The organism is Streptomyces coacervatus (genome assembly GCF_029223485.1).
In the GTDB taxonomy this organism is placed as follows: domain Bacteria; phylum Actinomycetota; class Actinomycetes; order Streptomycetales; family Streptomycetaceae; genus Streptomyces; species Streptomyces coacervatus.
On the sequence record NZ_JARHTP010000004.1, the window covers coordinates 346,624 to 370,411 of the forward strand.

Consider the following 23,788-nt stretch of genomic DNA (forward strand, 5'->3'; position numbering starts at 1 on the left):
GCCTACACCAAGGCGGTCAGGGAAGCCGCCCCTCACGTCTTGGAAGTCGCTGATCGCTGGCACCTGCGGTGCCGGAGGCGCCCCCGATGCTGTTACCGCCCGTGGAAGTGCCCCGCACCCAGATCATCGAACGCACCCGCCACTGCTACGAGGACATCCACCGCCTGCTGGAGAAACGCGGACGATCAGCGCCATCGCCCGCCGTCTGAACCTCGACCGCAAGACCGTGTGCCGGATCCGCGACACCGACCTCGACGAGCTGCTGGCCTCCGCCCGCGAGCGCCGCCCCCAACGGCGTCCTGGAGCCGTTCAAGGCATACCTCAACGCCCGCTTCACCGAAGCACAAGGCCATGTCAGCGGCACCCGACTGTTCCTGGAGATCCAGGCTCGCGGCTACCGCGGCAACCGTCAGGTCATCCGCAAACACCTCGCCGCCCTCCGCGCGGGCACCGCCGAACCGGTCCGGGCCGACATTCCGAGCCCTCGCAAGATCACCTCGTGAATCATGCGGCCCCGAGAGACGCTCACCGAAAGCCAGGACGAGCGACTCCGTCAAGTCCGGCTCGCCTGCCCCGACATCACCCGAGCTTGCGATCTCGCCCGGGCGTTCGCCGACCTGGCCCGCCACCAGCGCGGACACCTGTTGCTGGAGTGGATCCGACGGGCCGAGCAGGACGCGCCGAAGCCCATGAAAGGCTTCGCCGGCTTTCTCCGCCAGGACCTCGACGCGGTAACCGCCGGTCTGACCCTGCCCTGGAGCTCCGGGGTCGTCGAGGGACACGTAAACCGGGTGAAAACACTCAAGCGAGCTATGTACGGCCGGGCCTCGTTCGAACTCCTCCGGGTCCGGATCCTCACTCAGCCATGACCTCACCTGACCGCGAACGAGCCGACCGCAGGAGGCAGCATCAGCTGTGAGCGGCCTGCGCGCCATGCCTTCCCGGCGGCGCATCCTGCACGCGAGTCGCCTGGTGGCACAGGCCGCGGACTCCGGCTGCCAATGCCCATACCAAGAGGGGAAATGCCGCTACCCGCTCCATGCCACCCATCCCGAGTCCGAGATAGCGGTGGGAGAGGAAGAGCCCGAAAGCTGTGATCGCCGTTACCCCTAGCAGGCTGGTCGCCCAGCGCAGCGGACCCGACACATCGTCCGCCAGGCCGACGCCCGCCAGCACAAGACCGATGTTGCCCATGGCCATGATGAGCAGCGCACCCAGGACATGCTGGTTCTCGTGGACGTCCGCAGACGCTAGCCCGGCCAACACGAATCCCATGCCGGCGCAGGCCAGCAGCCACCGGGCCACGAGCGCGCTCGCGCCTCGGCGCCACACAGCGCCCGTGAAGAAGACACCGACGGCGAGGAGCGTTCCCAAAGTGATGAACGAGGCGTTCATCAGGCCGTGTTCGGGCGAACAGATATAGCGGGGTTCGGGTTCCGACTGCATGGCGCAGTGAGCGTTACCTAAGTCGCTGATGTTGTTCCCTGCCCAACTGTATGTTCTGGCCCAGGCCAACTCGGCGATCACGTGGGCCACAAAGAATTGCGCCACACCTGCAACCCACGCGGCGTATCCGATCCGAGTCTTCATATCCACCTCTGTCGCACGGTTCACGTACGAACAGGGGATCATGCACGGCTGGCCTCAGGCACTCCTACAAGCCCCCGGGCACTAGGTAGGGCAGACCCCACGTCCAGCCACGACTCAGGGCTTCACGAGACCGGGCGGACTTACGCCTCTTCCGCGGGAATGGTCGGCCGTGCCGCGTAGCGGCTGCGCATCGCGTCGCTGGCTGCGGGGCCCGCGGTGAAGACGTAGGCGGCGCTGTCGTCGAGTCGGCGGCCGGTTTTGGCGTCGACGACGACGGGCTCGACTTCCTCGCCGCTGTGCGCGTCGACGAGGATCATGCTGCGCTCCGTCGGCGTGAGGCGGGCATTGCCCCACGCGGCCAGGGCGACGATCACCGGGCGCAGCGAGCGCCCGAGTTCGGTCAGGACGTACTCGTGCCGGACGGGGCTGGTCTGGTAGGGCCGGCGCTCCAGCAGACCGTCCGCGACCAGGGTCTTCAGCCGGGTGGTGAGCATGCTGGAGGAGATGCCCAGGCTCTCCTGGAACTGGTCGAAGCGGGTGTAGCCATCGAAGGCGTCGTGGAGGATCAGCAGTGTCCACCACTCGCCGACGTGTTCCACCGTCGTGGACAGCGGGCACTCCCGGTCCTCCAGCCTGATCCGGCTTGCCACGGCGACCATCTCCTCAGTTACTGCTAAAGTCGAAGTTAGTAGCTTCTATTTTAGCAGTCGAGGCGGGAGCGGCGCCTCGTATACCCGCGCCCGGGAACGGAGCACAACGTGACCACATCCATCAGCGAATCCCTCGAAGGCCGACGCGCTCTGGTCACCGGCGGCACCAAGGGCACCGGAGCCGCCATCGCCCGACGGCTCGCCGAGGCCGGCGCGACCGTGCTGGTCACCGCCCGCAGCCGCCCCGACGACGTCGAGGAGAAGACGTTCATCACCGCCGACCTGTCCACCGCCCAGGGCGCCGCCCACATCGCCTCCGAGGTGGACGCCCGCGTGAGAGGCGTCGACATCCTGGTCAACACCCTCGGCGGCTCCGAGGCACCGGCAGGAGGATTCGCCGCGCTCGGCGAGGACGACTGGGCAAGAGAGCTGAACACGAACCTGCTGGCCGCCGTCCGCCTGGACCGCGCACTCCTCCCGCACATGATCGCCACGGGCAGGGGCGCGGTCGTGCACGTCACCTCGATCCAGCGCCGCATGCCGCTGTGGAACGGCACCCTGGCCTACGCCGCCGCCAAGGCCGCCCTGACCACCTACAGCAAGGGCCTGGCCAACCAGGTCGCCCCGCACGGCGTCCGCGTCAACACCGTCTCACCCGGCTTCGTCCAGACCTCGGCCGCCGACAACCTCGTCGCCCGGATCGCCCACGACGCCGACATCAGCCAGGAAGCGGCGCTGGGCCGGCTCATGGACTCCCTGGGAGGCATCCCGCTCGGCCGCCCCAACCGGCCCGAGGAAGTCGCCGAACTCGTCGCCTTCCTCGTCTCCGACCGCGCCTCGGCCATCGTCGGCGCCGAACACGTCATCGACGGCGGCACCACCCCCACCGTCTGAGCCCCCACCGCCATCAGGAGCGTCATGCACGACAACCAGCCCCGGACCATCACCCCGGCCGACCTGCCCAAGGTGATCACCCGCTACCTCACAGCGCACCGCGCCCACGACACCGCCAGCGCGGTCACGACGTTCACCGACGACGCCACAGTGATCGACGACGGCAACACCTACCAGGGCAGCACCGCGATCGAGCAGTGGCTGAACCGATCCGCCACCGAATTCACCTACACCATCAACCTCACGAACGCCCAGGAGACCGACACCGCCCACTACATCGCCACACACCACCTCGAAGGCAACTTCCCCGGCGGCACCATCGATCTCCACTATCGGTTCACGCTCCGCGACGACCTCATCGAACACCTCGCCATCGAACCCTGAACCCGCTCCCACACCACCTGTTCCCGCCCACGAGAGAGACCCCACCCACCCCAGACCGCCCCGTGTACTCGATGGGCGGATCGGCCTTTCCCGACCGTGTCGTCGACTCCCTCCCGACGGACGACGACGTTCCGGGCACAATCCGGTTGCTACGTCACGCACGATCACGGCGTCTACGCCCGCGTGAGCCCGATTCCCGGCATCGTCGCAGCCTGGAAGCGCGACCTTCCCTACGACACCGAGACGCCGGTCCTTCTGTCCGCCAGCACGGCGGCCGGACAGGACAAGTCCGATGTCCACGGACGCGTCCGCGCGCTGTACGACCACCACACCGTGCTCTCCGACGCATGGAATCCTGAGGTGACGGATGTCGTCGAGTTCGGGATCTCGCACCCGTGCTCGGCATTTGACCGGTGGCCCGAGTACCTCGTCACCAACGACCACGGTGATGTGATCGACGTCTGGCGCACCGACTTCCGCCGATCGTCGATCGACACAATGCTCAACGAGTCGGCGAGAAAGGCAGCTCATGCGCGGTGATCAGCCGCTTGAACGGGAAACACGGTCCGCTCGATCGAGGTCACAATCCCGCCCCGTGCCCACACGACAACAACCGGACCTCGGACAGTCCCTTCTGGACCTGGGCGGACTGCACGCGCGATAAAGGCCTTGGCGGCCCCCGCCGCAAACTGCCTCTCTCTACGGCGGTCAGCTGACCGGTACCAGCCGCCACTGCTGGCAGTTGTCGTTCAGCCAGGTCCACTGGCAGACGTCGGTGCCGTCGGCGGAACCGCAGTTGGCGACGTCGGCGACCTTGCCGCTGTTCTCGTTCACGATCCGCACGTAGTCACCCGTGGCCGTATACACCATGCGAAACTTCTGGCAGTTGTTGTTCAGCCACGACCACTGCCGGATGTCCGTGCCGTCGGCCGTACCGCAGTTCGCGGTGTCCATGACCTTGCCGGTCGCGACGTTCACCAGCCGGCTGGTGTCGTTGCCCAGGTCCTCGATCCGCCACTTCTGGTTGGCGCCGCCGTGACAGGTCCACTGGAGGATGTTCGCGCCGTCTGCGGTGCCGGCGCCCGACACGTCCAGGCACTTGCCGCTGTTGCGGTTCACCAGGGTGTACGAGGTCGGGGTGGCCGCCGTCTCACCGGAGGGGCCCGGCAGGATGGCACCGAGGGCCACGGGGGTCCCGAAGTTCGGCGTGCCGTCGGCGTTCCAGGTGAACTTCTGGGCCCTGGTGGTGCGGCCGTTGCCGCAACTGCCGTTCGTGCTGTCGTTGGCGTGGTAGACGATCCAGTTCTCGGTGCCGTCCGGGGAGGTGAAGAAGCCGTTGTGGCCCGGGCCGTAGACGCCTGCCGCGTCATCACGCTGGAAGACCGGTGCGGGCTTCTTCGTCCAGGAGGCGGGGTTCAGCGGATCGGTGCCGGTCAGCTCCAGTTGGCCCAGCTTGTATTCGGGGGTGTCGCAGGCGCTCGCCGAATAGGTGAGAAAGGTCCGGCCGCCGTGCTGCAACGCCTCCGGTCCCTCGTTGACGGGTGCGCCCCGGGTCTCCCAGTCGAGGGTCGGCCGGGAGATGACGGACCAGTTCCCGCTGACGGTGTACGGGTCGCTCATGGGCGCGATGACCAGGCTGGGCGGCATGGCGCTGCTGGTCCTTCCGCTGCCCACCATGTATGTCCGGCCGCCGACCCGCAGGATGCTCGCGTCGATCAGCCAGTTGGCCGGGTAGAGGTTGGGGCCCGTGATCATGGACTTGTAAGTGCAGGGACCCATCGGGTCTGTACCCGCGCTCTCCAGGACGTGGGTGCGCTGAGTGCCCTGTGCCCCGCAGCACGGAGTGCCACTCTGCCCGGCGCTGTAGTACAGGTACCAGTGATTGCCCAAGAAGTGGATCTCCGGGGCCCACATGTTGGAGTTACGGGTGGGTGTGGTGTCCGACCAGATCTGCACGCTGGGAGCGGTGGCCAGGCCGGCGAGGGTGGGCGACTTGCGCATGGCCAGGACGCCGGTGAACGTCGTAGTGACGAGGTAGTAGTTGCCGCCGTAGTACTCCAGCCAGGGGTCGGCGCCCTTCGCGGACTTGAGCGGGTTCGCGTAGGGGCGGCCGTCTGCCGCGGACACGGGGGCCTGTGCGCAGGCCAGCGCCGTGAGCAGTGCCACCGCGCCGACCAGCCACGACCTGAGAGGGGGGAGGGGCACGGCACTCCTTCCAGATGTTCGATATATCGAGCATCAATCGGTGAATGTGTCGGACAGCCTGTGGTGGTTGCCGGCCGCGGCGGCCGTTCGGTGACCGGTCCGGATGCGGTCAGGTGGGTCTCGATCCGGGCGGCGAGGGCCTCGCCCATCTGCCTGGGACGGATACTCGCCCGCAGCCGTCGGCATCGGGTACAGCGGTGCCGTCGGCTTCGGGTGGAGCGGGCTGGAGCCGTCCCAGGTTCCGGTGCTGTCCACGCTGCGAGCCACGAACCGCTGCCCGGTGCACAGTTCGTCGCGCGTCGCGGCTCGGGGGGCCTCGGCGGTACGGGTCCGGCGGCGGCCTTCGCCGGGAAGGCCCGCTTCGGTGGCCGGGCCGGGCAGTTCGCGGAGCCGTCGGACGTGGAAGGCGGCCAGGTCGGCGGTGACGACCACGCGCTCGGGGTCGAGGGTGGTGGCGCTGCCCCAGCCGCTGTCCTCGTGCTGGCAGTTGGCGGGGTGGCGCCCGGTGCGCGGCGGGGGGGGCGAGCCAGAAGTCCCGTCCACCGTGCCAACCTGCGGTGGCCCCGGCGCGCGGCAGCCGCTCGGGCCGGTCGTGGTCACCGGCGGCCGCGGCCTCCGGGACTCCGGCCCGCTCGGCCAGATCACCGGGGTTCACGAGACTCCTTCATCGAACCGGTTCGCTACCTTTCGAGGAAAAGAGCCCATCGAGCCAAAGGGTTTGAGGTGAAGAGGCGCTCCGATGTCGAACCGGTTCGCGTGCAGGGAACGTAGGAGCTGACCGTGCGGGTGTCAATACCTCTCGCACACCATCCGAATCACCTCGGAAACCTGAACGCACGACCCCACAGCCACCGCCCACACCCCGCATTCACCACCCCCACCTGGCAGAACGGCACGCGTTGCCCACCAACGAATCCCCCCCGGCGGCAAAAGCCGTGGCGAGGCGGTGCCTGCGTCAAGCGTCAGGGCACGGCCGCCGACCCCAACCGCCTCCCCGGTCCCCCGATCCACAGATGTCGGAGGTATTGACGCGTCCCGCTTCCCCCATTTAGCGTCTGCCCGACTTTACGAACGCCGTTCGATTTTTCGGACAACTCGCCCCACTGAACAGGGAATCGGCTGCGCGGGCTTCCCCCGGCCAAGGACTGCGACAGCACACCGCAAGCCGCAACGGCGATTCCCGCCACAGGCGGAGACCTCGGTCGCCCGCCGGACATCGCCGTACCCCGAAGGCCTCCGAAGCCTCCGGGCCTGAACAAGAGAGAAGCAGGTGTCGCACGGGAACAGGCCGCCGAAGCGGCGCAGTTGAAGCGCCACCTCACGGGCGCCCGAACGCCGTGGAACGCCCTGCTCCACCACCCCCGCACCATGACCGCCCCACCCGGACGACAACCGTGACGTGGCCCTGACATGTCAGGCTGCAGCCGCGTCCGTCCCGCCACAACGAGACCGAGCCAACCCCCCACCACTCCACCGCGCCCTCGCCACCCGATGGTGGCGTGCGAAGGACGACAGGAGATGTACATGTCCGCGCTGCGCGCACGACTGACGGCGATATTGCTCGCCGCGTGCCTCCTCTTCACCGGTCAGGCCCTGACCACACCGCAACATGCTGCCGCCGCCGATCCCGGCTACCTGATGGTGCACTTCACCGGGGACGGGGCGAACGGTCAGCAGATCTATTTCTCGCACAGCACGGACGGCCTGAACTGGAGTGATCTCAATGGCGGCGGGATAGCCCTGCGCTCCACGGTCGGCACGCGCGGAGTACGCGACCCCGCACTGGTGCGCTCCCCCGACGGGAGCCGGTACTGGATCATCGCGACCGACCTGTGCATCGGCTGCGGGCAGAACTGGGACCAGGCCGTGAACAACGCCAGCCGCAACATCGTGGTGTGGGAGTCGACGGACCTGGTCAACTGGTCGCAGCCGTGGCTGCTCAACGTCGCCGGCGCGATCCCCGACGGGCGCAACGCGTGGGCGCCGGAGGCGATCTGGAACCCGGAGACCAACGACTACGTCCTGTACTGGGCGACGAACGCGACCCTCAACGGCGTACTCAAGCACCGTATCTACTACGCCCGCACCACCGACTTCCACACCATCACCACCCCGCAGGTGTACATCGACCGCCCCGGCACCCAGGGCATCATCGACACCCAGATCGTCGGGGTACCGGCCGGAGTCGGCAACTACCGCTACGTACGGGCCTCCGGCGACGGCCAGATCACGCTCGAAGGCAGCAACTCGATCCTCGGCACCTGGACCAACCTCGGCAACCTCTCCGGCATCGGCCTGACCGGCTCGCAGGTCGAAGGCCCGATGTGGATGAAGGCCAACGGCCGCAACGAGTGGGCCCTCTACCTCGACCAGTACGCCTCAGGGGGCGGTTACATGCCGGTCCTGACGACCGACCCGTCCAATCCTGCGACCTACCGGAAGCAGGCGTCGGGAAGCTACAACATGGGCGGCACGAAGAAGCGCCACGGCTGGATCCTGAACCTGACGGCCGCCGAGGAGAGCCGTGTGCTCGCCCGCTGGCCCAACACCGCGATCAACCGGCTCCAGTCGTACAACTTCCAGGACCGGTACGTCCGGCACACCAACTTCGACGTACGCATCGACCCGAACGTCAGCCCCGCCGAGGACGCCCAGTTCCGGCTGCGGCCCGGCCTTGCAGGCACCGGCACCGTCTCCTTCGAGTCGGTGAACTTCCCCGGCTACTTCCTGCGCCACTCCGACTACGACTTCCAGCTGGCCCACAACGACGGAAGCAGCCAGTTCGCCCAGGACGCCACCTTCCGCAAGGTCGCCGGGCTCGCCGACGCGAGCTGGTCGTCGTTCCAGTCGTACAACCACCCGGACCGCTACATCCGGCACTACGCATACGAGCTGCGGCTCGACCCGATCACCGACACGACGGGACGCAGCGACGCCACCTTCCGCGTGACGAGTTGACCGATCACCTCACAACCCCTCTCAATACATCCAATGTTTGGTTTGGTCGCCAGGGCCGCAAGCGCGCAATTGGCGTGAGATTGCGAAGACTTACGTCACGGGGCTAGACGGGAACAACGCTCATACTCGTTAATACATCCCATGTATTAGGGGCGCGAGCCGCGCTGCCGCCTTGCCCGCAGCCGCCGACTCCGGGCGGGGTTCCGACGACCGAACAGGACGAATACACAGTGCCGGAATCCATCTCACGAAGATCAGTTCTTGCCGGAATGGCGGCCATGACGGTGGCCGCCACGGTCGGCTCCGCCGCGCTGGCAACACCTGCGTATGCGGCGACGGCCGGCGCCCCGCTGCCGCTCCCTCCCCTGCGGATCCCCAAGGTCGACCTGGGCCTGGAGCAGCAGCCCGACTCCAAGATCCAGTGGCTGATGGACGCCAAGCTGGGCATGTTCATCCATTGGGGGCCGTACGCGGGCCCGGCCAAGGGCGAGTGGTGGATGCACAACGGGCCCGTCACGCCCGCGGACTACCGGAAGTACGTCACCGACGCGACGAGTGAGCAGTTCACCGCGGACGCCTACAACCCGGCGGCCTGGGCGCAGTTGGCGAAGGATTTCGGGGCGAAGTACACGACGCTGACCACCCGTCACCACGACGGGTTCGCGATGTGGCCGCTGAACCACCCCAACGCCTGGAGCGCCGGACAGGCACCGCTGGGCCGTGACTTCGTCAAGGACTATGTGGCGGCGGTACGTGCGGCCGGGCTGAAGGTGGGCCTGTACTACTCGCCCATCGACTGGCGCTACCCCGGCTACTACGACGTCACCGGCACCAACTGCGCGAGCAACCCGTGGAATTACACCACCGATCCGGCGCACAAGGAGAACGCGCGGATCATGAAGACCGAGGTGTACCAGTCGGTCAAGGAGCTGGTCACCCAGTACGGCGTGATCGACGACCTGTGGTGGGACGGCGGCTGGATCGCCGAGCAGGGCAGCGACGCGGACGGCGCGTTCTTCTGGGAGCCCGGCCAGTTCCGTGACACCGCCAACCAGTGGCAGGTGGACGCCACTTACGGCGAGACGGACTCCAGCGGCAAGCCGCTCGGACTGATGGGCATGGTCCGCAAGCACCAGCCCGACATCGTCGCCACCTCACGCTCCGGCTGGAAGGGCGACTACGACAGCGACGAGGGTCCGGGGGTTCCGAGCGGGGCGATCCGCACCGGCAGGCTCGTCGAGAAGGTCTTCAGCATCATCGGCACGTGGGGCTACTCCAACACCGCTGTCATGGGCTACGGCACAGCCATGAACATCCTGGTCAACTGCTGGGTGCGGAACATGACCGTGATGGTCAACGTCGGCCCGGACCGGCACGGCACCGTCTCCGACGGCCAGGCCGGCCTGCTGCGTCAGATCGGCGCCTTCATGACCGCCTGCGGTCAGTCCGTCTACGGCACTCGCGGCGGACCGTGGAACCCGGTCGACGGCCAGTACGGCTTCACGTACAAGGACAACACCTTTTACACCCACCTGCTGCCCGGCTACAGCGGCACCGCCTTCACCACTCCGTCGATCGGGGACGCCCAGGTCACGCGGGTCTTCGATGTGCGCTCCGGTGCCAACCTGACGTTCTCGGTCGCAGGCGACGGCCGGGTCACGATCAACGGCATCGACCGCACCACCCACCCCCAGGACAGCGTCGTCGGCGTCACCCTGGACCGCCCCGTGCAGCCGGGCGACATCGCCGCCGGCCGGACCGCGACCGCCGACAGCGAGGAGACCTCCAAGGGCAACACCGCGGCGAAGGCGGTCGACGGGGCCACCTCCACCCGCTGGTGCGCCAACGACGGCAACACCGGCCACTGGCTCAAGGTCGACCTCGGCTCGACCCGCTCCCTGACCGGCACCCGGATCGCCTGGGAACTGGACAAGACCAACTACCAGTACAAGATCGAGGGCTCCACCGACAACAGCACGTGGACCACGCTCGTCGACAACACCGCCACCGCCGGCACGAGCCAGGTCCAGACGGCCGTGTTCCAGACCCAGGCACGCCACGTCCGCGTCACCGTCACCGGGCTGCCCGCCGGGGTGTACGCGTCCATCCGCAGCCTGGAGGTCTACGACCGGCCCTTCACCGCGGACCTGGGCACCTACAAGGTGATCAACCGCAACAGCGGCAAGGCGCTGGACGTCAGCAACGCCTCGACCGCCGACGGCGCCACACTCATCCAGTGGCCCTACGGCGGCGGGACCAACCAGCAGTGGAGCCTCCTGCCGAACACCGACGGATCGTTCCGACTGGCCAACGTCAAGAGCGGCAAGCTCCTGCAGAGCCCGGGCAGCACCCAGGGCGCCACCCTGGCCCAGGAGTCCGACAACGGCGGTGACAACCAGTGGTGGAAGCTGGTCCCCTCGGCCACCAGCGGCTACCACCGGCTCGTCAACGTCCGCACCGGCTGGTGCGCCGACGTCGCCAACGCCTCCACCGCCGACGGCACCAACGTCATCCAGTGGCCCATCACCGGCGGCTCCAACCAGGACTGGCAGATCGTCAGCCTCTGACCGGCCGCCCGCGAGGCCGTACTGACGGCGAAGACGGGGTCGCGTCCTGCCGGGACGTGACCCCGTTCCCCGAACGGCCGGGAGAACAACGAAAGTTTCGTCGGAAAGTTCGGCACCCTTTGAGCCGCCTGTGACCACCAAGGGAGGCAAGGCCCACTCGACTTCCAGAACGGATGAGCAATGACGGCAAGGCAGCAGGCCGCCCGGCACCGCAGGCGCAGGCTCGGCTTGGTGGTGGGGGCCCCGCTGGCGCTGATCGCCGCGGGCGTTCTCGCATACGGCACGGAATTCGGCCCGTTCGGCGAGGGTTCCCGGTCGCAGGCGGACGCGGCGCCCGCGGTTTCCGATGACGCGATGACGGCAGTGGCCGCGATGCAGCCGGGCTGGAACCTGGGCAACAGCCTGGACGCCGGCACCGACGAGACGTCGTGGGGCCAGCCCCGCACCACCAAAGCCATGCTCGACAAGCTCCGTTCCCAGGGCTTCCGCAGCATCCGCATCCCCGTGACATGGAGCGACCACCAGCAATCGGCGCCGGGCTACGCCATCGACAAGGCCTACCTGAGCCGCGTCAAGCAGGTCGTCGACTGGGCCCTGGACGACGGCCTCTACGTGATGCTCAACATCCATCACGACTCATGGCAATGGGCCGGCAAGATGCCCACCGACCACGACGCGGTGCTCGCCCGCTACGAAGCGACCTGGACCCAGATCGCCGGCACGTTCCGGAACGAGCCCGGCCGGCTGACCTTCGAGAGCATCAACGAGCCGACGTTCGACGGCTCCGACAACTCACTCAAGGCCAAGCTGCTCAACGAGCTGAACACGTCCTTCCACGACGTCGTGCGCAAGTCCGGCGGCAACAACGCCAAGCGGCTGCTCGTGCTGCCCACCATGGTCGACACTCCGGACCAGGCCCTGATGGACAACCTGGCCACCACCATCAAGTCGCTGCACGACCCGAGGCTGGTCGCCAGCGTGCACTACTACGGCTACTGGCCGTTCAGCACGAACCTCGCAGGCTCCACCCGTTTCGACGCCGCGGCCCAATCCGACATGGCCAAGGTGTTCAAGCGGGCACACGACACCTTCGTCGCCAAGGGAGTCCCCGTCGTCATCGGTGAGTACGGCGTGCTCGGCTACGACTTCGGCCCCGACGGCGTGGAGCGCGGCGAAATGCTGAAGTACTTCGAGGCATTCGGCAACGCGGCCCGCACCAACGGGGTCACCGACCTCCTGTGGGACAACGGCGCGTTCTTCGACCGCAGCAAGCTGCGGTGGAAGGATGCCGGACTGTTCCGCCAGATGAGGTCGAGCTGGACGACACGCTCGGGAACGGCCTCCTCGGACCTGGTCTTCGTGCCCCGGTCCGGGCACATCCCGGACCGGACACTCACCCTGAACCCGAACCGCACCACCTTCAAGGGACTCAAGGCAGGCAGTGTCACGCTGGCCAAGGGCAGGGACTACACCCTCTCCGGCAACCGGCTGACGCTGAAGGCGGCGACGCTCACCAGGCTGGCAGGCGACCGCGCCTACGGCGTCCGCGCGACACTCCAGGCCGAGTTCTCCAAGGGCGTGCCCTGGCAGATCAAGGTGATCTCGAACAGCACGCCCGTACTCTCGAACGCCACCGGAACGACCGGTTCCGTGCGCATCCCCACCCAGTTCCGGGGCGACCTGCTGGCGACGATGGAGTCCAAGTATGCCGAGGGCGGCAACGCCGGACCGCTCGACTGGACTCCGTACCAGCAGTTCACCAAGGCCTTCTCGCCTGGCTACACCGGCAACGGCATCACGCTCACGCGTGACTTCCTCGACTCGCTTCGCGACGGCGCACGGGTGAACCTCACCTTCCATTTCTGGAGCGGTGCCAAGGTGACGTACTACGTGACCAAGTCCGGTGGCACGGTGGTCGGTTCGACGTCCTGAACCACCCCCTCGATGCAAGGGCGCCCGAAGGACCGGAGGCCGCTGACCGGCTTCCGGCCCTTCGGGACGGACCGTACGGGGCTCCGCACGCCGCGAAATCCCTACCGGACATGACGCGCGATGCCGGTCGCCTTCGCCATCAGCCACTCCAGCGGGCCACGCGAGACGTACCGCGACCAGAGCGTCGCGAAGACCGCGACAGCCGCGATGAAGCCGAGCAGCACGTGCAGCGGCGACCCGGGCAGCTCCTCGATGCCCAGGAACCGAATGCCGACGATGTGGAAGACATAGGCCGTCAGCGACATGGAACCGACCGCAATGACCGGCCGGGCCAGCCGGCGCAGGCGAGGAAGGTGGTCCATGGCGGCCAGGCAGGCGGTCACGACGGTGATCGCCACGCCGGTGTTGCCGAGGATCGACAGGGTCGTCTCGCTGTGCGGGGAGGCCGCCAGCAGCCAGTAGGGAGTGTCACCGAAGGGGTAACCGGCCGTGTCGGACCACCACGCACTCGCCGGGTTCCCGCCCCACCCCGATGCGCTCAGCGCCGAAAGCGCACCCGGCACGAGGTGGAGCGCCAGCCAGGAGCCGCCGTAGCCGATGACCGCGAGCACGACGCCGGTCAGCGCGAGGCGCAGGCGTACGGCGGTGGCTGCCAGGTCGAGGCGGGCGACGGCCATGCCCGCGATGACGAACGGGACCCACGTCAGGGCCGGATAGCTTCCGGTGAAGAGCAGGGACAGCAGGCCGTCGGGCTCACCGGGCGAGGGGAATCCGCCGTCGCCGAGCGCCGGCTTCACCACGTACAGCACCTGGGGCAGGACGAGGGCCGTGCCCGCCGCCGTCACCGCCAGAGCGCCGGCGCTGAGTCGATACAACGGCAGGACGAACAGGAAGTAGACGCCGTAGAAGGCCAGGATCACCTCGACCGGGGTGCCCGACATGGTCAGCGCGGTGCCCAGGGCCAGCAGGATCACGGCTCGGATGACCACCTTGGCGGCGGCCTGACGTCCGGCCCGGCCCGTCTTCGGCGCGCTGCGCCCGGTGATGAGCACGATGGCGAAGCCGGCCAGGAAGGCGAAGAGGGCCGAGGAACGGCCGTGGGCCAGCTCCATCAGGAACCCGGTCACTCCGCCCTCGCTCGGGTCGGGTCCGACATGGGCCGCGTACATGCCGAACACGGCGAGTCCGCGGGCCAGGTCCACGCCGATCAGCCGGCCCACGCCGGGCGTGGCTGTCCGGGGTTCATTGCTCTCGCGTATCGGGGACTCCGCGCCGAACGAGGGCATCGCGGTGTCTGAGTGCTGTGTCATGGCTCTCAGGCTGGAAGACGGGCCGGCCAGGGAGTATCCGGCGACAGGCTGCGCTGTCCCCGCCGACCGGCGGGTGATACCCCGCCGTACAGCTGGAGCTGCCGCTCGTCGGGCCACGCGGACTCTCGCGGGCCTTAAGGTCGAGGCTGCAAAGGCCGGGTGGCATGGACGAATCCGAGGCGGAGCGCGTGATCCGGGTAGTGGTGGTGGACGACGAGGCACTGGTCCGGTCGGGGTTCGGGCTCATCCTGGGCGCGTCCGACGACATCGAGGTCGTCGCGACCTCGAGCGGGGGCGAGGCCGTCGAGACCGTCCGCCGGGAGCGGCCCGACGTGGTGCTGCTGGACATCCGGATGCCTGACGTCGACGGGCTCACCGTGCTGCGCGAGCTGCGGACGATGCCGGACGCTCCGGTGGTGGCGATGCTGACGACGTTCGACGCCGACGAGTACATCCTGACCGCGCTGCACTCCGGCGCGGCCGGTTTCCTGCTCAAGGACACCGAGCCGGAGCAGCTCGCCCAACTGGTGCGCACCCTGGCCGCGGGCGGCGTGGTGCTGTCCCCCAAGGCGTCCCGGACACTGCTGCACAGCCACCCCGGCAACGAGGCGGCGGTCGACGAGGAGGCAGCCCGCGTCCGCCTGCTCACCGCCCGCGAGCGCGACGTCCTCGTCCTGGTGGCGGAAGGGCTGTCGAACGCCGAGATCGGGGCGCGCATCCACCTGGGCGCGGGCACGGTCAAGGACCACGTCAGCTCGATCCTCACCAAGCTGCGGGTGACCAGCCGGGTGCAGGCCGCGCTGCTGGCGCAGCGGGCGGGACTGCTCGACGGGCGTCCACGGTCGGAGGCCGGGCGATGACCCGGCCACTCGCACTGTGGCAGCGTGTGCCCGCACCGGTCGCCGACCTCGTCGTGGTGGCGGCTGCCGCCGTGGACGTATGGCTGAACCTGTGGGACGACTCGCGCCTCGGCGTCGCGCTGGCCGCCCTCGGCTGCGCCGCGTTGGCGTTCCGGCGCCGGTTCCCGCTCGGCGTCTTCCTGTTCACCCTGCCGGTCGCGCTGACGCAGGATGTCGCCGTCGCACCACTCGTGGCTCTGTTCACCCTGGCCGAACGCTCCCGCAACCGAGCACTCCTTGCGGTGTGCGTCGCCACGTCCGCCGTCGCAAGCAGCACTCCGTGGCCCCTCGGCGGCATCACCGAGTTCGGCCGGGCCATGACGCTGATCGCCTTCGTGTACAGCCTGGCGACCGCTGCCGCCCCGGTCCTCTTCGGGCAGCTCCTTCAGACGCAACGGGACTTGTCACGGCGGCTGACAGAGATCGAGGAGGCCAGGGCGCACGAGCGGGCACTGCACGCCCAGGCCGTACTCGCCCGCGAACGCGCCCAACTCGCTCGCGAGATGCACGACGTGGTCTCCCACCAGGTCAGCCTGATCGCCGTACAGGCCGGAGCTCTGCAGGTGGCCGCCAAGGACCCGGAGGCCAAAGAGGCCGCCCGCACGATCCGTTCACTGAGCGTCACCACGCTTGACGAACTGCGCACCATGGTCACGCTGTTGCGCGCCTCCGGCGGCCGCGCCACCGAGCTGACGCCGCAGCCCACCCTGGCCGACCTGAACAAACTGGTGCAATCGAGCGGTACTCAGGCGCAGTTGAAGGGTGCGCTTCCGCCCACCGTGGGTACACCCGCCCAACGGGCCCTCTACCGTGCGGTCCAGGAGGCATTGACCAACGTCCGCAAGCACGCCCCCGGCGCCACGGCCTCAGTGGAGCTGTGGCAGGACGGCAAGGACATCGGAGTGACCGTCACCAACACCCCGCCCACGCGCCCCTCCCTCCCGCTCCCCGGGTCACAGCAGGGTTTGGTGGGGCTGCGGGAACGGGCCGAGATCCTGCACGGCACCCTGGAATCCGGCCCGACCGCGGAGGGCGGCTACCGAGTGCGGCTCCGGATTCCCCTCAGCACGGACTGAGACCGATCGGAGGGCCAGGGCGCGGATGCCGTGCGGGTGGTGTCGCGGGCGGCCTTCACCCGTGGCCGTCCCGGCACTGGCTGGACTGTCGCAGGGGCGCGTCCACGAGTTGCCGACGAGGGCGGGCGTGTTCAGGCATGTATCGAAGTCGAACGGGGCGGCCGGATCGTCGTCCGGCTGGTACGGCCGCTGGTTCGTCGGCGGTCCGGCCACACCCTCTGCGACGTCGCCTGACAGACGCTCGACGCCGTGAAGCGGCCACCGCACCCTGACGCAGAACAGGGGTCTGGCCGCTTGCACGACGTCGAGCCGTCGGACAACCCGCCTGAAGTACTCACCCGGTCCCGGCTGCGGAGGAGGGCGCGAGCCCGCGCTCGGCCGATGCGTGCGTGTCGGCCACCGTCATCCGGAGCAGGGGCAGTGAGGCGATGAGGGTGCCGAGCGCCAGGACGAGGCCGAGCACGGCGGCTCCCGCGGCGTCGAGGACGGCTCCGACCGCCAGAGGTCCGACGCCGGTGCCCAGGGCGCCCGCGCCGCTGAGGGAGGCGACCATGCGTCCGGTCGGGTCGATGAGCGCCGCGGCGGCGAGCATCTGCACCAGGACCGCCAGTTGGCAGGCCTGCCAGAGGACGGCCGCGACGGTGAAGAGCACTGGGTCGTGGGTGAGGATCAGGGCTGCCATCGCGAGGGCCTGCGCCGTGACGAAGACGGCCATCGAGCGCATGCGCCCGAAGCGTCGCGCCGCCACCGGACCCACCACCGCGCCGGCCAGCGCCACGACGCTGGAGATCGCGAGGACGGCCGACACGGCCGAGTGGGACATCCCGGTGTGCTGACGGCCCAGGACCGAGGCGTACGACCACGCGCCCTGGGTGACGGCCCACAGGAGCGCGGTCCCGAGGAGCAGAACCACCGAGGGCCCGGTCGCGGTCGTCTCCTCCGTGCCGACGGAACCGGCGTCCGGTGTGGAGGGACCGTCCGGGAGCCGGCGTATCAGTGGCCAGGCGGCGAGACAGCACAATGCCATGAGCAGGAAGCCGCAGCCCTCCCCCAGGTCGTGGTTGGCCGCGGGGACGCCCATGATCAGCAGTGCCGTCACGCCGACCGTGCCGGAGATGGTGACCGCGGACGCCTTGTCGGCGTCGTCGGTGGCGGCGAGTGCCGCCGTGGCCGCCGCGTAGACCGCGCCGAGCCCAGCGCCGAGGACCAGGTTGGCCAGGACCAGGGTCACCGGGTCGCCGGCCGCCGCCGCTCCCAGGAAGCCGACTCCCGAGAGGGCCAGACCGAGGCGGGTCATCCGCACCCGGCCCGGCCGCGCGGCCCGCTTGGCCAGCAGCAGCGTCACCACCGCCGTCGCCATCAGTTGGGTCGCGGCCACGAGTCCGGCGCCGGAGTCGGAGAGTCCGAAGCGTGACGCGAAGTCGTCGACGAAGACGGGCATCGCGTTCGCTCCGCCGTTGCCGAGGGTGACTCCGGCGATGAGCGCCACCGCCACGCCGAAGGTCAGGGCGGAGGTGCTGCGGGCATTCACCGGCCGCTCCTCTGCGGGGAGTTGGGGACTACGACCGTTCCTCGGCGGAGCGCCGAGTGTGCAACAAGCATGAGAGCCTCAGGAGTCAGGGGGCACTAGCCGCGTTTCGGGGCACGGGCCGCGGGCGTGTCGGACGTCCGTGGCCCGTCGATCAGGGATTCGGTGTGGGCGGTCAGCCGGCCCAGACGTCCTCGACGTAGGTACCGGACTCGGTCAGGGCGGCCAGCCAGGCGGTGGCCTCCTCGTCACCGGCGCCGGTGTTCTTGCGGTAGATCGCCATGAACGCCTCCCGCACCGCCGGGGCCATGCGACGGCCGTCTCCGCAGATGTGGACACGCCCGCCGGCCTCCAGTACCGCCCAGACCTCATCGCTCTCCTTCGCGATGCGGTCCTGGACGAAGCGGGCACCCCCCTCGGGGGCGCAGGAGAAGGTGGGCCGCATGCTGACGGCTCCGGCTGCTTCGGCCGCCTCGAACTCCGCACGGTGGAGGTAGTCGACGTCGGGGTGGTCGCAGCCGAAGTAGCACAGCAGCGTTCCGGTGGACTTGGTGTGGTGGCGGTCGAGGACCGCGCCGCGGAAGGGTGCCAGACCGGTGCCCGCGCTGACCAGGATCACCGGCACCGACTCGTCCTGCGGCAGGCGGAAGGCGTCGCTGCAGGGCAGCACCCTGGCCTGGACGGTGTGGCCGGCGTGCACGGTCTGGAGGTGGTGCGAGGCGATGCCGTGGAACGTGCCCTGGCCGCCGCGGTGGGGCGCGGCGAGCAGCGACACCATCAGGTCGACCTCGCCGGGTGCCGCTCCGGCGGACGAGGAGATGGAGTAGTGGCGCGGGCGCAGGACGGGCAGCAGTTCCAGGAAGCGTTCGAAGGGCAGCTCGCAGGCGCGGTAGCGCTCCAGCAGGTTCAGGACGCTGTGTCCGGCGGCGGTCACCTGCTCGCGGAATGCCTCCGGGTCCGCCGCCGCGAGTTCGGCCAGGGGCCGCTTCTCGGGCGGGCAGGCGGTGTGCTCGGCGAGCACGGCGACCTGCTCCTGGGTGGCGGCATCCTGCAGTTCGACGAAGTCGGTCAGCAGACGGCGCACGGTCAGCGGCCGGTCGACGGGCAGGGCGCTCCGGCTGCGGCGACGGGCGCGCAGCCGCACGGTGCGGTCCAGATCGAGGCCGAAGCGGTCGGCCACCCGACGCACGAGGCCTTCCGGGTTGCTCGGGAGCACGGCCAGGTGGTCGCCGGTGCGGTAGGTGACTCCCTGGGGCAGCCGCAGCCTCAGGAATCGCTTCGAGCGGCCCAACTCGTTGTCCATGTCGACCAGTTCGTACGTGTCGAGCACCTCCATCGGCTGTACGCCGTGTCGGGCCGCGAGGCCGTCGATGACCGAATCGGTCGCGTCTTCCAGCTCGTACAGTCCCGTCTCCTGTTCAGCGGCAGGCCCGGTCTCCTGCGCTGCCGCGGCGGCTCCGTACCGCTCCAGCAGGGTAGTCCACAGGTCGCCGGTCCACCGGTCCACCGTGCCGGCGAAGTCGCCGGCGGCGTCCGCGGCGCCCCGCGCCAGCAGTGGGGTGGCGCCGGCGGCGGTGAGCCGCTCGTCGATGAGGGTGGGGATGCGCTGGTAGGTGGCGGCCCAGTTGCGGTCGCCGACACCGAGTACGGCGTACCGGAGGCCGTCGAGCGCGCCGGGCTCCAGTCCCTCCAGCCATGCGACGAACTCCGTGGCGTCGTCGGTGGGCCTGCCGTTGTAGGAGGCGGCCACGATCACCACCGGTCCGTCACCCGGGGAGAGCTTGCCCACGGCGTCGTTGAGCGGCGCGACGGTCGGGGCGAAGCCGCGCTCGTCGCCGTCCGCCGCCAGGTCGCGGGCGATGCCCGCGCAGGTGCCCAGGTTGGAGCCGTGCAGGAGGGTCAGCGCGGATCCGGTGGCCCGCCGGACACCGGGCCGGCCCTGGTCGGTGGGAGCGCTGCCCGCTGCGACGGTCGCGGCGGTGGGCAGGCGGCGCTCCCCGCTGCTGCGCCGGGCCAGGTTCAGTGTGAACTCGTCGGGCTTGAGGGTGAGCGACTGCTTGATCTTCAGCTGGTAGTTGGTGTGGTCGATCAGGCGGTAGCGGTGGATCAGCAGCGCGAGGACCAGCGTCGCCTCGTGCAGCGCGAACTGGCGGCCGATGCAGGCGCGTTCGCCGCTGCCGAACGGCTTGAACAGGTGGACCGGCCGCTCCTCCTCCCGCTCGGGCAGGAACCGGTCCGGGTCGAACAGCTCGACGTTCTCGCCCCAGGCGGGGTCCCGGTGCAGCTGCGGGATGAGCACCTGGATCGACTCGCCCTTGCGCACCGCGTACTTCCCGCCGATGACGGTGTCCTCCAGCGGCTCCACGGCGTACGCGGGGGCCGTCGGCCACAGCCGCAGGCCTTCGTTGAGCACCTGGCGGATGTACGTCAGCTTGCCGATGTCCCCGTAGTCCGGCGCGGGGGTGTCGGAGTCGCCCCACAGCGCGTCGACCTCGGCCTGGGCTCGGGCGAGGACCTCGGGGTGCTTGGTCAGGTAGTAGAGAGCGAAGGACAGGGCCCCGCTGGTGGTCTCGTGCCCGGCGATGAGGAACGTGATCGCCTGGTAGCGGATGTTGACGTCGTCCAGGGGCTCGCCCGTCACCGGATCCGGGGTGTGCAGCATGCGTCCGAGCAGGTCGCCGGTGCTCGGGTCTCTGGAGGCCCGGCGCTCCCGGATCACGTCGTCGACCAGGTCCTTCATCACGGTCACGTCCGTGCGGAACTGCTCGGCCTGCTTCCACTTGAACAGGTCCGTGCCCGGGATGGACTCCCCCTTGGCCTGGGCGAAACCGAGCGCCCGGGACAGGGCAGTGACGAAGGGGTGCGGTTCCTCGCGGCCGAAGGACTCGAAGTCGTAGCCGAATCCGCACAGGCCGATCGTGTCGAACGTCAGCCGCGTCATGTCACCGGCCACGTCCACGGGCTGCGTACCGGCCGCCTCGTCCCACTTCCCGATCAGCTCCCGGGCCACCTTGAGCATCGTCGCGTGGTAGCCGCGCATCGCGCCGAGCGAGAAGGCCGGCATCAGGATGTCGTGCGCCTTGCGCCAGTTGGGCTCCTCGTTGAACGCCGTGAAGAGTCCGTCGCCACCGATCTCCCGAAGGATCACGAGGTCGGGGTGCACGTTCTTGCGGAACCGGCTCTCGTCCGCCAGCTCGGTGACCAGGTCGAGACCGGAGGCGAAGTTGATCTCGTTGCCGAAGATACGGAGCTTGAACAGCGGCCCGAGCTCTGTGGCCTCCTTCATCACGTAGAGCAGGCCGTCGGCGCCACCCGGAATGTCGAACGCGTGGCCGACCAGGGGCAGGGCGCGCCGCTGAGGGATCGGCTCGGTTCCGCGCAGGGTCTCGTGAGTCATGAGCTTGCCTTTCGTTCGGCGCAGGCTGTCGCTGGTCAGAACCATACGATCGACATTGTCACTCGACAATGTCGATTGATTGTGTTGACTGACACAGTCGATTGACGGAACCTTTCGAAGTCATATCTTGTCGAGCGACCTGTTCGACAGACTGAGTCGCATAGGATGCCGTTATGGCTCACGTATCCGCGGCGGAGCGCCGCCCCCAACTGATCAAGGCGGCCATCGACCTCATGGCCAGGGAGGGTGTGGCCGCCGGAAGCACCCGCGCCATCGCCGCCGAGCTGGGTGTGGCCCAGGCGACCGTGCACTACACCTTCGGCACGAAGGAAGAGCTGTACCGGGCCGTCATGGAGCAGCTCACCCAGGACCTGGTCGCCCAGGTGGAGCGGGCCGCGCCCACGGAGGCGAGCTTCGAGGACACGATCGCCACGCTCGCCGAGGCGCTGTGGCGCACCGTGCTCGAACAACCCGCGTCCCACCAGCTCCTGACGGAGCTGTCCATGTTCGCCCTGCGCACCCCCCACCTCCAGGAGGCTCTGCACGGCCACCAGCGCGACATCACGGCCGTGACGACGAAGCTGATCAGTGAGGCCTGCGAACGCACCGGCCACCAGCTCAACCAGCCCGCCGAAACGATCGCGAGGTTCTTCCTCGCGGGCTTCGACGGACTGACGATGCAGCACCTCTCACTGCCGGACGAGAAGGCGGAAGAAGTCTGTATGCGGGCTCTGATCTCCGCCGTCCTGGCCATGGCCTGAGGGCGCCCGCGACCGGCGGAAACGCGCACACAGCACGTCACCCCGCCGGGTGAGTTGCCCAGCCGGGTGACGTGGATGATCGGTGACGGTTCAGGCGGTCAGCAGGTGGAGTTGGTCTGGGTGAGCAGGCCCATCCGCCAGGGCAGCGAGTTGTAGTCACCACCGGCGTTGGGGTCCACGCCCTGGTAGACGTACTGCATACGGCAGGGGTCGATGGGGAGGGTCTGGTCGTTACCGGCGCGGACCATCTCGCCGTGGCTGATGTCCTGGGTCCAGGCACCGCCGGGGAAGGTGACGTTGCTGCGGCCGGCGAAGGGTTCGTCCCACGTGTCGGCGAGGGGGGTCCAGCCGCCGGTGAGGCTGGTCGAGGTGAAGGAGCGGAAGTAGCGTCGGCCTGTGGAGTTGCCGATGGCCTCCTGAAGGAGCAAGTACTGGTTGCTGCCGGCGACCTTGTACACGTTGCTCGCCTCGAACAGGTTGTTCTTGGTGTCCGACATCACCATCTGCGTGTTCCCGAAACCGTTCGGGAAGTTCGCCAGGCTGGTGTCGGCGCGGTAGAGGTGGCCGTTGTCGTCACTGAAGAACAGGTGGCAGTTCGCCGAGTCGCAGATGACCCAGAAGTCGATCCACGTGCCGTTGCCCTTGTTCTGGGTGACGATCGGCGGCTCCTGGTCGATGAAGGTGCGCGGCGCGGACCACGACTTGGGGTCGGCGGGGTTGGTGCTGGTGGAGTAGGTGGGCGCAGGGGTCTGGTAGACCATGTACCAGAGGTTCTGCGGCGCGAAGTAGAACACCTGGGGCGCGGCACGGTAGCCCGGTCCCATCGGTGACTGGTCCAGGTACGAGGTCGGTGCCGACGCGGCTTGTGACCAGTCGCTGAAGCTGAACTGCTCCAGCCCGTAACCGTAGTTCGGGCCCACGGCCGAGGCGAAGACCACCCACTGGCCGTCGTTGCGGATCACCGAGAAGTCCTTGATGGCCACGGTCTGGTGCTGTGCGTCCGGCTTCGGACCGGCCAGGGCGCCGCTGGAGGACCACCGGAACGTCGACGGCAGTGCGCCGCCGCTGCCGCTGCCTACGCGGACCAGTTGCCACTGCTGGTTGGCGCCGCCCCAGTCGGTGAACTGCACGACCTTGGCACCGTCCGCGGTCGAGGCGTTGTCCACCTCCAGAGCCTTGCCGCTGTTGCGGTTGAGCAGACGGACATAACCGTCCGACGAATCGGCCGGCCGGAACTGCTGGTTGGTGCCGTTCGCATCGCTCCACTGCGCGACATCCGCATGGTCGGCCGTGGAGTAGTTGAGCACGTCCAGCACCTTGCCGGAATGCTGCGCCTTCAGCCGGTAGTAACCGCCGCCCGAGTCGACGAACTGGAAGTGCTGGTTGGCGCCGCCGTTTTGGGGCCACTGCGTCACACTCGCCCCGTCGGCCGTGCTCGCGCCCGCCACATCCAGCGCCTTGCCGCTGCCCCGGTTGACCAGCACGTACCACGCGCTCGTGTCCACGGTGGCCGCCTGCGCCGTCCCGACGGCGCCTAACCCGGTCAGGAGAGTCGCCATCAGGGCGGTCACCGCGGCGAGCACCCCCGTACGCCTCCCACGTCGCCACCGCGGGACCCTGCATGCCGTACGCATGCC

Annotated in this window: 19 protein-coding genes; 11 read left to right on the forward strand and 8 right to left on the reverse strand. The window is 68.8% G+C overall.

Annotation, left to right across the window (positions count from 1 at the left end):
- Positions 1-86 precede the first annotated feature (86 nt).
- On the forward strand, positions 87-209 hold the full coding sequence (locus P2Q00_RS12505; protein WP_275772364.1) for a hypothetical protein: 123 nt from the start codon (positions 87-89) through the stop codon (positions 207-209).
- Between the two features lie 297 nt (positions 210-506).
- On the forward strand, positions 507-869 hold the full coding sequence (locus P2Q00_RS12510) for a transposase (protein ID WP_275772367.1): 363 nt from the start codon (positions 507-509) through the stop codon (positions 867-869).
- Positions 870-909: 40 nt separating this feature from the next.
- Here P2Q00_RS12510 and P2Q00_RS12515 read toward each other — a convergent pair whose 3' ends face one another.
- Together P2Q00_RS12515 and P2Q00_RS12520 are read right to left on the reverse strand one after the other, a co-directional pair.
- Positions 910-1,590 carry a DUF998 domain-containing protein gene (locus P2Q00_RS12515; protein WP_275772368.1) on the reverse strand — a complete coding sequence of 227 codons (681 nt, stop codon included), beginning with the start codon at positions 1,588-1,590 and terminating at the stop codon, positions 910-912.
- A 140-nt stretch (positions 1,591-1,730) separates the two neighbouring features.
- Positions 1,731-2,249: a winged helix-turn-helix transcriptional regulator gene (locus P2Q00_RS12520; protein ID WP_275772370.1), complete on the reverse strand. Its 519-nt coding sequence runs from the start codon at positions 2,247-2,249 to the stop codon at positions 1,731-1,733.
- Positions 2,250-2,348: 99 nt separating this feature from the next.
- On the opposite strand from P2Q00_RS12520, the gene P2Q00_RS12525 reads away from it, so the two are divergent.
- From P2Q00_RS12525 to P2Q00_RS12535, 3 genes are all read left to right on the forward strand, one after another.
- Positions 2,349-3,134: an SDR family oxidoreductase gene (locus P2Q00_RS12525; RefSeq protein ID WP_275772372.1), complete on the forward strand. Its 786-nt coding sequence runs from the start codon at positions 2,349-2,351 to the stop codon at positions 3,132-3,134.
- 24 nt (positions 3,135-3,158) lie between these two features.
- Positions 3,159-3,518, forward strand: coding sequence for a nuclear transport factor 2 family protein (locus tag P2Q00_RS12530; RefSeq protein WP_275772374.1), 360 nt, complete (start codon positions 3,159-3,161; stop codon positions 3,516-3,518).
- A gap of 183 nt (positions 3,519-3,701) precedes the next feature.
- The gene (locus P2Q00_RS12535; protein ID WP_275772375.1) at positions 3,702-4,058 is read left to right on the forward strand and encodes a type III PLP-dependent enzyme domain-containing protein; all 357 of its coding nucleotides are present in this window, start codon (positions 3,702-3,704) and stop codon (positions 4,056-4,058) included.
- Positions 4,059-4,226: 168 nt separating this feature from the next.
- Here the strand turns inward: P2Q00_RS12535 and P2Q00_RS12540 are convergent, their stop codons facing one another.
- Complete coding sequence (locus P2Q00_RS12540; RefSeq protein ID WP_425579582.1) at positions 4,227-5,723, reverse strand: family 43 glycosylhydrolase; 1,497 nt, start codon at positions 5,721-5,723, stop codon at positions 4,227-4,229.
- A 33-nt stretch (positions 5,724-5,756) separates the two neighbouring features.
- Positions 5,757-6,266, reverse strand: a complete 510-nt coding sequence (locus tag P2Q00_RS12545; RefSeq protein ID WP_275772377.1) for a hypothetical protein — start codon at positions 6,264-6,266, stop codon at positions 5,757-5,759.
- Between the two features lie 981 nt (positions 6,267-7,247).
- Between P2Q00_RS12545 and P2Q00_RS12550 the strand changes: the two genes are divergently transcribed.
- The 3 genes from P2Q00_RS12550 (at position 7,248) to P2Q00_RS12560 (ending at position 13,180) form a co-directional block, all read left to right on the forward strand.
- Positions 7,248-8,681 (forward strand): glycoside hydrolase family 43 protein, encoded by a 1,434-nt coding sequence (locus P2Q00_RS12550; protein ID WP_275772378.1) that lies wholly within the window; start codon positions 7,248-7,250, stop codon positions 8,679-8,681.
- Between the two features lie 278 nt (positions 8,682-8,959).
- On the forward strand, positions 8,960-11,248 hold the full coding sequence (locus tag P2Q00_RS12555; protein ID WP_275772380.1) for an alpha-L-fucosidase: 2,289 nt from the start codon (positions 8,960-8,962) through the stop codon (positions 11,246-11,248).
- Between the two features lie 180 nt (positions 11,249-11,428).
- The gene (locus P2Q00_RS12560) at positions 11,429-13,180 is read left to right on the forward strand and encodes a cellulase family glycosylhydrolase (protein ID WP_275772382.1); all 1,752 of its coding nucleotides are present in this window, start codon (positions 11,429-11,431) and stop codon (positions 13,178-13,180) included.
- 101 nt (positions 13,181-13,281) lie between these two features.
- Here the strand turns inward: P2Q00_RS12560 and P2Q00_RS12565 are convergent, their stop codons facing one another.
- On the reverse strand, positions 13,282-14,490 hold the full coding sequence (locus tag P2Q00_RS12565) for a DUF418 domain-containing protein (protein WP_275772384.1): 1,209 nt from the start codon (positions 14,488-14,490) through the stop codon (positions 13,282-13,284).
- Positions 14,491-14,654: 164 nt separating this feature from the next.
- Here P2Q00_RS12565 and P2Q00_RS12570 point away from each other — a divergent pair, with 164 nt between their 5' ends.
- Together P2Q00_RS12570 and P2Q00_RS12575 are read left to right on the forward strand one after the other, a co-directional pair.
- Entirely contained in the window at positions 14,655-15,350 is a 696-nt protein-coding gene (locus P2Q00_RS12570; RefSeq protein WP_275772386.1) for a response regulator, read from the forward strand.
- Positions 15,347-16,465 (forward strand): sensor histidine kinase, encoded by a 1,119-nt coding sequence (locus P2Q00_RS12575; RefSeq protein WP_275772388.1) that lies wholly within the window; start codon positions 15,347-15,349, stop codon positions 16,463-16,465. Before P2Q00_RS12570 ends, P2Q00_RS12575 begins: the two co-directional genes overlap by 4 nt.
- Before the next feature lie 334 nt (positions 16,466-16,799).
- Here the strand turns inward: P2Q00_RS12575 and P2Q00_RS12580 are convergent, their stop codons facing one another.
- Positions 16,800-17,996, reverse strand: a complete 1,197-nt coding sequence (locus P2Q00_RS12580) for an MFS transporter (RefSeq protein WP_275772390.1) — start codon at positions 17,994-17,996, stop codon at positions 16,800-16,802.
- Positions 17,997-18,168: 172 nt separating this feature from the next.
- Positions 18,169-21,390 carry a cytochrome P450 gene (locus P2Q00_RS12585; RefSeq protein WP_275772392.1) on the reverse strand — a complete coding sequence of 1,074 codons (3,222 nt, stop codon included), beginning with the start codon at positions 21,388-21,390 and terminating at the stop codon, positions 18,169-18,171.
- Positions 21,391-21,563: 173 nt separating this feature from the next.
- On the opposite strand from P2Q00_RS12585, the gene P2Q00_RS12590 reads away from it, so the two are divergent.
- A complete protein-coding gene (locus P2Q00_RS12590) occupies positions 21,564-22,151 on the forward strand; it encodes a TetR/AcrR family transcriptional regulator (protein WP_275772393.1) in 588 nt (195 codons plus the stop codon).
- Between the two features lie 98 nt (positions 22,152-22,249).
- Here P2Q00_RS12590 and P2Q00_RS12595 read toward each other — a convergent pair whose 3' ends face one another.
- Positions 22,250-23,785: a non-reducing end alpha-L-arabinofuranosidase family hydrolase gene (locus P2Q00_RS12595; RefSeq protein WP_425579586.1), complete on the reverse strand. Its 1,536-nt coding sequence runs from the start codon at positions 23,783-23,785 to the stop codon at positions 22,250-22,252.
- Positions 23,786-23,788: the final 3 nt, after the last annotated feature.